General features: G+C 68.1%; 12 protein-coding genes and 1 pseudogene. 5 read left to right on the top strand and 8 right to left on the bottom strand.

The annotated features are described in order from the left end of the window. Positions 1-432, bottom strand: a pseudogene (locus ACZ9YD_RS02220) (hypothetical protein); the annotation flags it as partial. A gap of 83 nt (positions 433-515) precedes the next feature. Here ACZ9YD_RS02220 and ACZ9YD_RS02215 point away from each other — a divergent pair. Both ACZ9YD_RS02215 and ACZ9YD_RS02210 read left to right on the top strand, forming a co-directional pair. After that, on the top strand, positions 516-1067 hold the full coding sequence (locus tag ACZ9YD_RS02215) for a UPF0149 family protein (protein ID WP_465073504.1): 552 nt from the start codon (positions 516-518) through the stop codon (positions 1065-1067). Position 1068: 1 nt separating this feature from the next. Further along, positions 1069-2394 carry an aminopeptidase P N-terminal domain-containing protein gene (locus ACZ9YD_RS02210; protein ID WP_465073502.1) on the top strand — a complete coding sequence of 442 codons (1326 nt, stop codon included), beginning with the start codon at positions 1069-1071 and terminating at the stop codon, positions 2392-2394. A gap of 80 nt (positions 2395-2474) precedes the next feature. On the opposite strand, the gene pepQ is transcribed toward ACZ9YD_RS02210, so the two are convergent. The 7 genes from pepQ to rph form a co-directional block, all read right to left on the bottom strand. Further along, the gene (gene pepQ / locus ACZ9YD_RS02205) at positions 2475-3827 is read right to left on the bottom strand and encodes a Xaa-Pro dipeptidase (RefSeq protein ID WP_465073500.1); all 1353 of its coding nucleotides are present in this window, start codon (positions 3825-3827) and stop codon (positions 2475-2477) included. 775 nt (positions 3828-4602) lie between these two features. Continuing rightward, positions 4603-4944: a PilZ domain-containing protein gene (locus tag ACZ9YD_RS02200; protein WP_465073499.1), complete on the bottom strand. Its 342-nt coding sequence runs from the start codon at positions 4942-4944 to the stop codon at positions 4603-4605. Further along, positions 4944-7211, bottom strand: a complete 2268-nt coding sequence (locus ACZ9YD_RS02195; protein WP_465073498.1) for a DUF1631 family protein — start codon at positions 7209-7211, stop codon at positions 4944-4946. Before ACZ9YD_RS02195 ends, ACZ9YD_RS02200 begins: the two co-directional genes overlap by 1 nt. Positions 7212-7392: 181 nt before the next feature. Continuing rightward, positions 7393-8556 carry a radical SAM family heme chaperone HemW gene (gene hemW, locus ACZ9YD_RS02190; RefSeq protein WP_465073513.1) on the bottom strand — a complete coding sequence of 388 codons (1164 nt, stop codon included), beginning with the start codon at positions 8554-8556 and terminating at the stop codon, positions 7393-7395. 48 nt (positions 8557-8604) lie between these two features. Next, positions 8605-9210 (bottom strand): RdgB/HAM1 family non-canonical purine NTP pyrophosphatase, encoded by a 606-nt coding sequence (gene rdgB, locus ACZ9YD_RS02185; protein WP_465073497.1) that lies wholly within the window; start codon positions 9208-9210, stop codon positions 8605-8607. Next, complete coding sequence (locus tag ACZ9YD_RS02180; protein ID WP_465073496.1) at positions 9207-9599, bottom strand: VOC family protein; 393 nt, start codon at positions 9597-9599, stop codon at positions 9207-9209. The genes rdgB and ACZ9YD_RS02180 overlap by 4 nt, the downstream gene beginning before the upstream one ends. Continuing rightward, the gene (rph, locus tag ACZ9YD_RS02175; protein WP_465073495.1) at positions 9596-10324 is read right to left on the bottom strand and encodes a ribonuclease PH; all 729 of its coding nucleotides are present in this window, start codon (positions 10322-10324) and stop codon (positions 9596-9598) included. Before rph ends, ACZ9YD_RS02180 begins: the two co-directional genes overlap by 4 nt. Before the next feature lie 106 nt (positions 10325-10430). Between rph and ACZ9YD_RS02170 the strand changes: the two genes are divergently transcribed. The 3 genes from ACZ9YD_RS02170 to rpoZ all read left to right on the top strand — a co-directional run bounded on the left by ACZ9YD_RS02170 (position 10431) and on the right by rpoZ (position 12465). Continuing rightward, positions 10431-11291 (top strand): YicC/YloC family endoribonuclease, encoded by an 861-nt coding sequence (locus ACZ9YD_RS02170; RefSeq protein WP_465073494.1) that lies wholly within the window; start codon positions 10431-10433, stop codon positions 11289-11291. 120 nt (positions 11292-11411) lie between these two features. Further along, entirely contained in the window at positions 11412-12056 is a 645-nt protein-coding gene (gmk, locus tag ACZ9YD_RS02165; RefSeq protein ID WP_465073512.1) for a guanylate kinase, read from the top strand. A 106-nt stretch (positions 12057-12162) separates the two neighbouring features. Then, positions 12163-12465, top strand: coding sequence for a DNA-directed RNA polymerase subunit omega (gene rpoZ / locus ACZ9YD_RS02160; RefSeq protein WP_159680144.1), 303 nt, complete (start codon positions 12163-12165; stop codon positions 12463-12465). The last annotated feature ends 96 nt before the right edge of the window (positions 12466-12561 follow it).

Below are 12561 nucleotides of genomic sequence, written 5' to 3'. Positions count from 1 at the left end.
CCACCCGCCCGCCCCATTCGCGACGCGCACCTGCGCCTGGTAGCGGCCGCATTCGCCATCGAGATAACGCCGCAGGGTGTCGCGCGCGAGCGTCATGTCGTCGGGATGCACGAGCGCATCGACCGGCAGGCTGTCTTCGACCAGACGGCCATCGCCATTGGGCTCGTCTTCGACCAGACGCCGCAGTTGGCCGCTGGCGACGTCGTAGTCCCAGTAACGTTCGCCGGTCGCCCAGAGTGCGAGCTTGAGCCGGTCGCGGCGTTCGTTGATCTCGGCGACGTACGCATGCTCACTGCTGCGCCGGCGCACCACGATGACCACCAGCAGCACCAGCAACGCGATCAGCACCGCGGCGCCTGGCACGTGCAGCTGACTGGGTTCGATCACGCGGCGGCGCTCCGTGCCGGGATCGGCGAACGCGAGTGTAGGCATGCCGGCGGTCCAGCAACAAGCGTGCGCCCGGTCACAGGATGGCCCTTGGTAGAATGGCCATCCCCTGTCCGAGAGTGCCAGCCGTGTCCGAAACCCTGCCCAGCCTTGCCGAAGTCGACGCCGAGATCCGCCACCTGCAACTGGCGATGCCTGGCAGCGAACTGCATGGGGGTCTCAGCGGCTGGCTGGCCGGCGGTGGCGACGATGTGGCCGCCTGGTTGGCGCCGGTGCTGGCCGACGCCGCGCTGCCCGCACCTGCGGCCGGCAGCGCGCTCGACCGGATGCGCATGGCCACCGCGAACCAGCTGGAAGATCGTGATTTCGCATTTGCACTGCTGATGCCCGAAGACGGCGAACCGTTGTCGGTGCGCAGCGCCGCGTTGTTCGACTGGTGTCGTGGATTTCTCGGCGGCTTCGGCCTCGCTGCGGGCGAACGTTCGTCGCTGTCGGAAGAAGGCAACGAGGCGCTGGCCGACCTGGCGCGTCTGGCTGCGGCACAGCCCGATCCCGACGACGAGGACGATGCGGTCGAAGAAGACGCGCTGACCGAGATCGAGGAATTCGTGCGTGTGGCGGCGCTGTTGCTGCACGGCGACGCCGCATTGGGGCCGCGTCACCGCAACCGGTTGAACTGACATGGCGAGCGTGACCGGTATCATCGCGGCTACCTACGAGAAGCGTCGGCGCCAGCTGATGCGGCTGGTGGGCGATAACGCGATCCTGGTGCTGGCCAGCGCGCCCGAGCGGGTGCGCAGCCGCGATACGCATCACGCCTACCGGCAGGATTCCGACCTCTGGTATCTCACCGGCTTCGCCGAACCCGACGCGGTGCTGGTGCTGGTGCCGGGCCGCAAGCATGGCGAAGCGCTGATGTTCTGCCGAGAACGCGACCTGGAGCGCGAAGGCTGGGACGGTCCACGGGTGGGTCCGGAAGGCGCGGTCGAGGCGCTTGGCATGGACGATGCGTATCCGATCGACGATCTCGACGAGATCCTGCCCGGCCTGCTCGAAGGCCGCACGCGCGTCTATTACCACTTCGGTCGCGATACCGAATTCGACCTGCAGCTGATCGGCTGGCTGAACCGCGTGCGCGCGCAGGTGCGGGTCGGGGCGCAGCCGCCGCATGAATTCCTGGAGCTCGGCCATCTGCTCGACGAGATGCGACTGTTCAAGGATGCCGGCGAGCTCAAGTTGATGCGGCGCGCGGCGAAGATCAGCGTCGAGGCGCATGCCGCGGCGATGCGCGCGGCGCGCCCGGGCATCCACGAATACGCGCTGCAGGCCGAACTCGAATACGCGTTCCGCCGACACGACGCGAGTCCCGCCTACGAAAGTATCGTCGGCGCAGGCGCCAATGCCTGCGTGCTGCATTATCGCGCCAACAATGCGCAGGCGCGCGACGGCGATCTGGTCTTGATCGATGCCGGCGCCGAGTACCGCGGCTATGCCGCCGACATCACCCGGACGTTTCCGGTCAACGGCCGCTTCACGCCGGCGCAGCGTGCCCTGCATGAAGTCGTCGAATCCGCGCAGCAGGCCGCACTGGCGCAGGCGCGTCCGGGCGTGGCGTACGAGGCAGGCCACAACGCGGCGGTCGAAGCATTGACCGAGGGTCTGCTGCGGCTGGGCCTGCTGAAAGGCAAGCTGGCGAAACACATCGCCGACGGCACGTACAAGCGCTTCTATCGCCACAAGACCGGGCACTGGATCGGCCTCGACGTGCACGACGTCGGCGACTACCGCATCGAAGGGGAATCGCGTCTGCTCGAGCCGGGCATGGTGTTCACCATCGAGCCCGGGCTCTATGTCTCCACCGATGACACCACCGTCGACGCGAAATGGCGCGGCATCGGCATTCGCACCGAGGACGATGTGCTGGTCACGAAGACCGGCCACGAGGTGCTGACGACGGGCCTGGCGCGCACGGCCGATGAGATCGAGGACTTCATGGCGCGCAGGTAGCGCGCGTGTCCTGTCCGCAGCGCGTATGGCGCGCGCTGCGCTTTCAGGTGTCAGTGGGCGCTTTGACGCGCCGGTCGTGATCAGGCGGCCGCGTTCTCTGCCGCCCACGCATCGCGCGTGAGATTCTCGGGCGCGTCGTCGGTGCAGACCACATCGTCCTCGATGCGGATGCCGCCATAGGGGCGGAAGGCTTCGATGCGATCCCAGTCGATGCTGTCGCCGTGACCGGCCGCCTTCAGGTCTTCGAGCAGCATGTCGACGATGTAGACACCCGGTTCGATCGTCACGACCATGCCCGGCGCCAGCACGCGGGTCAGGCGCAGGAACGGGTGCCCATCGGGCTTGGCGATGACGCCGCCGGTCTCCGACGCGGCGAAGCCGGCCACGTCGTGCACCTGCAGGCCGATGCCGTGCCCGAGGCCGTGCGGGAAGAACGCGGCGCTGACGCCGGTGGCCAGCGCGGCTTCCGGCGACACCTTGATCAGTCCGAAGTCGCGCAACACGCCGGCGAGGGCGAGGTGCGCGTCGAGATGCATCTGCTTGTAATCCGTGCCGCTGCGCACCTGCGCGACCATCGCCTGCTGCGCGGTGTCGACCGCGTCGATCATCGCCTGGAACTCGCTACCGGTATCGGTGGCGTAGGTGCGGGTGATGTCGGCAGCGTAGCCGGCGTGACTCGCGCCAGCATCGATGAGGAAGCTGCGCACCGGATCGGGCGGCAGACGTCCGAGCTCGGTGTAATGCAGCACCGCGGCGTGCTCGTTGAGCGCGACGATGTTGCCGTAGGGCAGTTCATTCGCGTCCTGGCCGGCGGCCTGGCAATACGCCAGATGGATGCCGAACTCGCTGGCGCCGGCGCGGAACGCACGCTCGGCCGCCGCGTGTGCACGCACGCCACGGCGCGAGGCTTCGCGCAGCATCGACAGTTCGTAAGGCGTCTTGAACGCCCGGTGGTAGTCGAGATGATCAATGACAGCCTGCGGATTGTTCGGCTTGTAAGCGCCGTAGTGCCCCAGCGCACTTTGCGGCTCGCCGAGGATTGCGCACCGCGCCGCGTTCTTCGGCAGATGCTGCTGCGCGTCTTCGGGTTTGCGGATCACGACGATGTCGAAGTGCTCGACCCAATAGCCCGACGGCGCCTCCGGCACGACATGCCAGTAGTCGCGCGGCTGCAGGTACACCAGTTTCGGCCGCGCACCGGGCGTGATGACCAGCCAGCTGCCCGGATTGCGGGTCAGCGGCAGCCAGGCCTTGAACTGCGGATTGACCGCATACGGATAGTCGCGGTCGTCGAACATCTGGTAATGCAGCGTGCCGCTGGGAATGACGAGATGGTCCAGACCTGCGCGTTCGAGCGCGGTCGCGGTGCGCGCCTGCAGCGTTGCGAGGTGATCGGCGTAGAGGCTGGCGGCGGACGAAGCAGACGTGGACATCTTGATCCCGGGGCGGCGAGTGGATCGGTCTATTCTGCCGTATCGACGGAGGGGTGTTGTTCTGTGCACTTCTTTCCTGCGTTTTGCAGGCGATTGGGCAGGTGCTGCGCGGTTCCTCTACCTACGCTCTTGCTCTTGCTGTTGGCGAGGTCGTGACGTCGTCCCGCTGGCTGCAGACCCGTAGGGCGTCGCACATGGATGTGCGACGTTTTTCGACCGAGCCAGGATGGCGAGTCGAAAAATCCCGGAACAAATGACACGCCGGATTTGCTTCGTCGGGGCTGGCCCTTTTCTTTGGTTCCGTTTCTTTGACTCGCATCTTCGATGCTCGCCCCTTCGGGGCCGGCTGCGCCGTTCGCACTGCGTGCGTGGGGCCTGCAAAAGAAATGAACCCGCTCGCCGCAAGGTGAGTGGAAGCGTTGGACTTTGATGTTCGCTTTTTGATTGCAGAGCAACCCGCCTCAGCGCGGGAGCAGGATCAACCGCTTTCGTCCGCTGACGCGGCCGAGTTCATTTCTTTTGGTTGACGCCCACGCGCGTAGCGCGAACGGCGCAGCCGGCCCCGAAGGGGCGAGCATCGAAGATGCGAGTCAAAGAAACGGAACCAAAGAAAAGCGTCTCCCCGACACGTCCGAAGCCCGCGGCTCGTAGTGCGCAGGGATTTTCCGACTCGGCATCCTGCCTCGGTCGGAAAACGCCGCACGTCCTGTGCGGCGCCCTCCGGGTCTGCAAGTCTCCGTGCGACGTCTCGACGATCAAAAGCAGACGCCAAACGTCAGGCGTAATGACTCCCCGGCGCATTGACCCACCCCTGCAACCGATGCGCCAGCGACGGCGTCGTCGCGATGAAGCGGAAGCCCGCCCAGCTCGCGCCAGCCAAGGTGGCATCGTCAAGCCACAACAGATGCGCGCCGATCTCGACTGGCGCGTCCGGCGCATCGGGCAGGGTGAAGGAGAGCTGATACAGCGCGTCCTCGACGAAGAGTTCGCTGGCGATCAGCAGCATGCCGGTCTCGGACAGGTTGCCGACGCGGCCGATGACGCGGGCGGTCATCGCGTCGGTGACCAGGATGACGTCCGGCGCCTTGCGACGCTTCGCGCGGCGGAACTCCTGCATCATGCCGTCGCCTCCGAAGTCCGGTTTTCGCCGCGGCCGGCGAAGCTGCGCAAGGCGCCCATCGCGGCCTGCCAGGCGCGGTCGACGAGGTGGCCGCGGTCGGCGGTCACGACGCGGGCATTGCCCGTTGCCATCAGCCGCGCGACGGCGTCCATCGACTGTTCACCGGTGCGCTGGCCGCGCTGGTTGACGAACAGCACGTGGTCGGTGATCGGGCTGTACCAGGACATGCGCCGGCGCACCATGTCGCCCTGCTGGTTGGTGGTGAATTCGATCCAGGTGCCGAACGGCAGCGTGCGCAGGTGGTCGTATTGCGCCTGCTCCTCAGACGTACGCACCGGCGGCTTTTCGCGGCGCGCGGTGCCGGCTTCCTCGCCCAGGCGCGCGCGCGCCTTGAGCTTCATCGCCAGCTCCGTGCGCGAGGCGGCATCGTCTTCATCGCTGCGATGGCTGGTCAGGCGCTGGGCGATCACGGTCGCTTCTTCGCCGTGATAGCCGACCTGGCCGAGCGCCGATTCGACATCGGCCTGCAGTGCGTCGTCGACGCACGGCTCGGTGTCGAGCGAGGCTTCGACGATGCGGCGGGTCATCCCCAGCTGGTGCTCGGCCTCGCTCGAGGATTCGCCATGACGCAGCAGGGTCAGCGTCAGCACGTCGGCCCAGGCCTGGTCGAGCAGCGCACGTGAGAAACGCGGCAGGCGACGGTCGCCGACGATGCCCTGCATCAGTTCGTCAGCACGTGCGCGCGCGGCGGCCAGTTTTTCGCGACCGCGCGCGGCCTCGATATGACGACGTTCCTGCAGTTCGGCGGTGCGCGCCTGCGTCTGCAGCTGTGCCTGTACGCGCGCGTTGCCTTCGGCGAACACGGCCACGTCGCCCTCGTAGTTGCCGACCACGAACGCGACTGCGGCCCGCAGCGCGGCCTGGACGCGGGGATCGAACGCGGTGTCGTCGTGCCAGTTGGCGGCGCTTTCGGCGACGGTATTGAGCAGCTGCCGCGCCGGGTGGCGCTGGCGGGTGAAGAAGGAATGGTCCTGCAGCGCCGCGCGCAGCATCGGGATCTGCAGTTCGCGCACCAGCGGCGCGGCCGGCGCTTCGCTGCGGATTTCCTGTTCGATGTGCCCGTACAACATGCCGAGCAGTTCGAATGCGTCCTCGTCCTGCGGCGCCAGACTCGCGCCTTCGCCGCTGCGCTGGCGTGCCTGCGCCAGCAGTGAACGCTTGATCTCGACCAGGCTGCGCCCGCCGCCCTGTGGCTGCTGCTGGAGTTGCCGCAACGCATCGGAGACTTCGCTGGTCGCCAGCTGGCGTCGCGGCAACGGGGAATCGGTGCGCGGCTGGAACTTGCGCAGCAGCTCGCGACGTCCGGACATCAATGCCTGCAGGCGCGCGTAGGCCGCTTCGTGTGACTGCGCGTCATCCGCCTCGTCATGGGCGGTCTCGGGCTCGCCCCAGCCGGTGTACGGACGCTGGGCGTCGTCGAGTTGTGGACGCGGCGTTTCAACGGTGTCGGCAGTCCTTGCCACGCGGGAAGCTTCCTTGGGTTCGATGGCCTCGGCCCGCGCGCGCATCGGCACGAACGTCAGCGAGGGCAGGATGCCGTCGTCGGCGAGCTGCGCGTCGAGCCGCTCGAGAATACGGGCGTAACCGGGCATCACCACCCGGTCGAAGATGCGGTACAGCAGCAGCCGCGCGTCGTGCTCGATCTCGAGTGTGCGGGCGGCCGAAGCGATCGCCCGGCACAGGCACTGCGGACCCAGCGGCAGGCGCTCGGCATCGAACGCGGGTGAAGCGGCGAGCACGCCGAAGCGCTGGCCCAGCAGATGCAGCGACAAGTTGGCGCGGCCCTCCTGTCGGCTGGCGATCTCGCGCAGCACGGTGCCTTCGTCCATGACCGTGTCTTCGACCAGGCTCAGCGGACCGAACGAGGCCGTGTCCAGCGGTGTGGGCGGCGGCGGGGGCGCCGGCGTGCGGATGGCGGCGATCGACCCTTCCAGCGCGAGCAGGAATCGCGGCACGAGGTCGGCGCGATTGGCGCGGAACGCGCGCAGCGTGGCCATGTAGCCCGACTCCAGGCCGGGATTGCGCGCATGGTCGGCGAGCCGGAACAGCTCCTGTTCGAACTCGGAGACCAGACTGGACAGGCCGCCATCGAGCTCGGTGGACACGAACGACAGTGCACGCTCGAGCGTGCGGCGCACGCGCGGGGGCAGGCCGGCCGCGGCAAGCGAACGGGGCGGTGGTGGGTAGTGTGCGGTCGCGGGCATTCCGGTTGCCGGGCTGGGCATCGATCACATTCTTTAACATGCGCGCGCTGCCGTCACCACTGGTCTGCGTACCCAAGCAGCGGCACGCGCGCGGGCGGGGTGTCCGGTTCGCAATAACGGGGTGTCCGGCTGGCAGCGGCCACATGCCTGCTGCGTTGCGGCAGGCGCCTGCGCGCGGGCCTCAGTCTTCGAGGAACAGCGCGACCACGTCGTTGGTGAAACGTCGGCCGGATTCGGTCGGCACGACTCGGTCGGCGTCGCGCTGCAGCCAGCCCTTTTCGACGGCAACGGCCAGTGGGGCGTCGATGGTCGAGGGGGACAGGCCGGTCGTGGCTTCGAAGCCGGACAGGGTGAAGCCGTCGACCAGCCGCAGCGCGTTGAGCATGTATTCGAACGGACGACGTGCCGGCTCGATGCGCTCGTCCCCGCCGATGCCGGCCTGCGTGCCGGCGCCGGCCAGCCACGCGACGGGGTGCTTGGATTTCCAGCGCCGCAGGATCGTCTGCTCGCTGCCCAGCGTGAGCTTGCCGTGCGCGCCGGCGCCGATGCCGAGGTAGTCGCCGAAGCGCCAGTAGTTGAGGTTGTGCGCGCACTGCCGTCCGGCGCGCGCGTACGCGGACACTTCGTACTGCGCATAGCCGGCTTCGGCCAGCAGCGCCTGGCAGCGTTCCTGCATGTCCCAGGCGAGATCGTCGTCGGGAATGCCGGCCGGCGGACGCGCGGCGAACACGGTGTTGGGTTCCAGCGTGAGCTGGTAATGCGAGATGTGCGTCGGCGCGAGATCGATCGCGCGCATCACGTCGTCCTCCGCCATCGCCAGCGTCTGGTCGGGCAGGGCGTACATCAGATCGAGGTTGAAATTGTCGAAGCCGGCATCGCGGGCCAGATGGATCGCGGCCACTGCCTGTGCGCTGTCGTGGATGCGACCAAGCGTCTTCAGCGTGGCGTCGTCGAAGGTCTGGATGCCGAAGCTGATCCGGTTCACGCCGGCGCGGCGGTAGTCCTCGAAACGGCCGTGTTCGGCCGTGCCGGGATTGGTCTCCAGCGTGATCTCGGCCTCGGGCGCGAAACGCAGCCGCGAGGATGCGCCCTGCAGGATGCGTTCGATCGCATCGGCCGGAAACAGACTGGGCGTGCCGCCGCCGAAGAACACGCTGTGCACGGTGCGGCCCCAGACCAGCGGCAGATCCTGGTCGAGGTCGGCGAGCAGGGCGTCGACATAGGCGTCGAACGGCGGCGTGCCGCCCCTGAACTCGTGCGAATTGAAATCGCAGTACGGGCATTTGCGCACGCACCAGGGCAGGTGCACGTACAGCGACAGGGGGGGCGGAATGAGCATCTGCAGAACGTCAGGGCGGCGGGCGGCATGCGCAAGAGCGCGTGCCGCGGTCGGTCAGGCGAGCAGGCCGGACAACGCCAGCCGGTCGCGCAGCGCCTGCAGCGCCAGTGCACGATGACTGATGCGGTTCTTCTGCGCCGGCGGCATTTCGGCCGCGGTCAGGCCGTGCGCCGGATCGAGGAACACCGGGTTGTAGCCGAAGCCGTTGTGGCCGCGCGGCGCGTCGAGAATGCGGCCTCCCCAGCTGCCTTCTGCGATCAGCGGCTGCGGGTCGTCGGCATGGCGCAGCAGCACGATCACCGCATAGAAGCGCGCGCTGCGTCGCGACTCGGGCAGTCCATCGAGTGCCTGCAGCAGCTTGGTGTTGTTGGCGGCATCGTCGGTCGGGCTGCCGGCGTAGCGCGCGCTGTAAAGGCCGGGCGCGCCGTCGAGTGCATCGACGATCAGTCCCGAGTCGTCGGCCAGCGCCGGCAGGCCGGTGACCTTCGAGGCATGCCGCGCCTTGATCAATGCGTTCTCGACGAAGGTGGTGCCGGTTTCGGGCACGTCGTCCACGCCGAGCTCGCGCTGCGGCACGATCGTCAGCGGCAGATCGGCCAGCATCGCGCGCAGTTCGAGGAGCTTGCCGGCGTTGCCGCTGGCCAGGACGAGTGTCTTCATGCGGCAGGCTCCAGCAGGTCCCACTTGGTGCCGTAGAGATCGACGAGCACCGCGACGGTGCCGTAGGGCTCAACGCGCGGCGTCTCGAGAAATGTCACGCCGGCCGCGGTCATTCCGGCGTGGTCGCGTTCGAAATCATCGGTGTAGAGAAAATGGTCGACACGGCCGCCGGTCTGGTCGCCGATGCGCGCACGCTGCGCCTCGTTGGCGGGCTGGGCCAGCAGCAGCGACGCATCGTCTGCGCCGCCGGGGCCGATCTGCACCCAGCGCTTGCCGTCGCCGAGCGGGCGATCCTCGAACACCCGGAAACCCAGCGCACGCGTGTACCACTCGATGGCTGCGTCGTAATCCGCCACCAGCAGCGTGGTCAACGCGATGCGCCGCTTCATCCTGCGAGCGCTTCGCGCTGCAGGGCGACGAGCTGGGCCACGCCGGCTTCGGCCAGCTGCATCATCGCGTCCATCTCGGTGCGGCGGAATGCGTGGCCTTCGGCGGTGCCCTGGACTTCGATGAAGCCGCCACCATCGTTCATCACGACATTCATGTCGGTGTCGCAGTCGCTGTCTTCGGCGTAGTCGAGATCGAGCACCGGCACGCCGCGATAGATGCCGACCGAGACAGCCGAGATCGCGCCGTGCACCGGATCGCGGGTGATCTCGCGACGGCCGCGCAGCACGCCGATCGCATCGACCAGCGCGATGTAGGCGCCGGTGATCGCGGCAGTGCGCGTACCGCCGTCGGCCTGCAGCACGTCGCAGTCGAGCGTGATCGTGCGTTCGCCGAGCGCCTTGCGGTCCACGCAGGCGCGCAGGCTGCGGCCGATCAGGCGCTGGATTTCCAGCGTGCGGCCGCCCTGCTTGCCGCGCGAGGCTTCGCGATCATTCCGGGTATTGGTGGCGCGCGGCAGCATGCCGTATTCGGCCGTCACCCAGCCCTCGCCCTTGCCGCGCAGGAAGCCCGGCACGCGGTTCTCCACGCTGGCCGTGCACAGCACGCGGGTGTCCCCGAAACTCACCAACACCGAGCCCTCGGCATGGCGCGTGAAGCCGCGCTCGAAGCGCACGGCGCGCAGCTGATCGGCAGCGCGGCCGCTGGGACGGGTGAAGTCGGACATGGGGAGCCTGCAGGGGGAAAGCGGGCGTGGATTCTAGCAGTGGCGCCAGAACCGCCCCGACGGGCGGTGGCATACTCGTCCGCCGTTTTCCGCAGTGAACGTGCCGATGATCCGCAGCATGACCGCCTTCGCCTCCGGCGAGCGCAGCACCGAATGGGGCACGCTGGCCTGTGAACTGCGCGCGGTGAACCACCGTTTCCTGGAACTCGGCACGCGCATGCCTGAAGAGATGCGCAGCGCAGAACCCGCACTGCGCGAGCGCATCGCGACGAAGGTCTCGCGCGGCAAGGTCGATCTGGGTCTGCGTCTGCGCAGCGCCGAGGGCGGCGGTGAGCTGCAGCTCAACCAGGCGCTGCTCAGCCAGTTGCAGAATCTGGCCCAGGATCTGCGCGGCGGATTCCCGGAGTTGCGCGCCAGCCTGACCGATCTGCTGCAGTTCCCCGGCGTGCTGCAGTCGCGCGGTGTCGATCCGGCGGCGCTGCAGGTCGAAGTGCTGGCGCTGCTCGACACCGTGCTCGAAGACTTCATCGCCGCGCGCGAACGCGAGGGCGGCAAGCTGGTCGCCGCGATTCTGGAGCGTGTCGACGGCATCGCCGCGATCGCTGCCGAGATGCGCGTGCTGATGCCGCAGATCGGCGAGGCCCAACGCGCCAAGCTGCAGGCACGGCTCGACGATCTGCCGCACCCGGTCGAGCCGGGCCGCATGGAGCAGGAGCTGGTGCTGTGGCTGCAGAAGCTCGACGTGGACGAGGAGCTCGATCGCCTCGACAGCCACGTCGTCGAGATCCGCCGCGTGCTGGCCCAGCGCGAGCCGCAGGGGCGTCGCCTCGATTTCCTGCTGCAGGAATTCAACCGCGAGGCCAATACGCTGGGCTCCAAATCGGTCGACCGCCGCAGCTCGCAGGCGGCGATCGAACTGAAAGTGCTGATCGACCAGATCCGCGAGCAGGTGCAGAACATCGAGTGATCCTGCGCGGCCCGGCCGGCCTCCGGCGCGGGCCCGCGTAAAGCGGTACGATGCGCGGCCTTTCGAGCGCTGGAGACGGGCGTGCCCCCCGAATCCCACCCTGCCGCGAACACGCCGCCGATGCGCGGCACGCTGTTCATCGTCGCCGCGCCATCGGGCGCCGGAAAATCCAGCATCGTCAACGCCTGTCTGGCGCGCGATCCGGACATCGCCCTGTCGATCTCGTTCACCTCGCGCCTCGCGCGTCCCGGTGAGCGCCATGCCGAGCACTATCACTTCGTCGGCAAGGACGTGTTCCAGCAGATGATCGAGGCCGGAGATTTCTTCGAGTACGCCCAGGTGCATGGCGACTGGAAGGGCACCGCGCGCCAGTCGGTGGAACCCCAGCTCGCCGCCGGCAAGGACGTGCTGCTGGAGATCGACTGGCAGGGCGCGCGCCAGGTGCGCGACAAGGTGCCCGAAGCCGTCAGCGTCTTCATCCTGCCGCCGTCGCGTGAGGCGCTGGACCAGCGCATGCGCAAGCGCGGCCAGGACAGCGAAGCGGTGATGGCCCAGCGGCTCGCGGCCGCGCAGGAAGAGATGTCGCACTACGACGAGTTCGACTTCGTCGTGGTCAACGAGGATTTCGACACCGCCGTGGCCGAGATGTGCGCGATCTTCCGCGCCAGCCGGCTGCGCCGCGAACGTCAGGCCGAGCGACACGCCGCGTTGATCGCGCGCCTGCTGCGCGAAGAGGCGGCAGTAGCGGCCTCGAACGCAGGCTAACTGATTGATTCCTATAGCCGGCGCTTGCGCCGGCATGGGCCCGGCGCTAAGATGCCCGACCCTTTTTCGTCAATTCGCGCGGCCGATCCGGTCGCCGGGAGCCCGTATGGCCCGCATCACCGTAGAAGATTGCCTGGAAGTCGTCGACAACCGCTTCGAGCTGGTCATGCTGGCCGCACGCCGCGCCCGCCAGCTCGCCAATGGCGTCGAATCGCAGCTCGACAACAGCGAGAACGACGACAAGCCGACCGTGCTGGCGCTGCGCGAAATCGCCGCGCGCCGCATCGATCAGCCGTTCATCGAAGCGGTCGACAAGTCCGAGCGCGAGCGCAAGGAGCGCGAGGCGCTGGAATGGGCCGCTGCCGAAGTCGTGGCCGACGAAGACATGGGCAAGGGCGACGATCTTTGATCCGCCTGCCGCGCGCCTGGCGCGCGCGACTTGCCGCGTGACCAACGACCCCGCTCCGGCGGGGTCGTTGCGTTTGGACGCGGCGCCGGCACGGCG

This window comes from Luteimonas sp. AC640a, from assembly GCF_979256585.1.
This window is presented reverse-complemented; position numbering and strand designations above follow the sequence as displayed.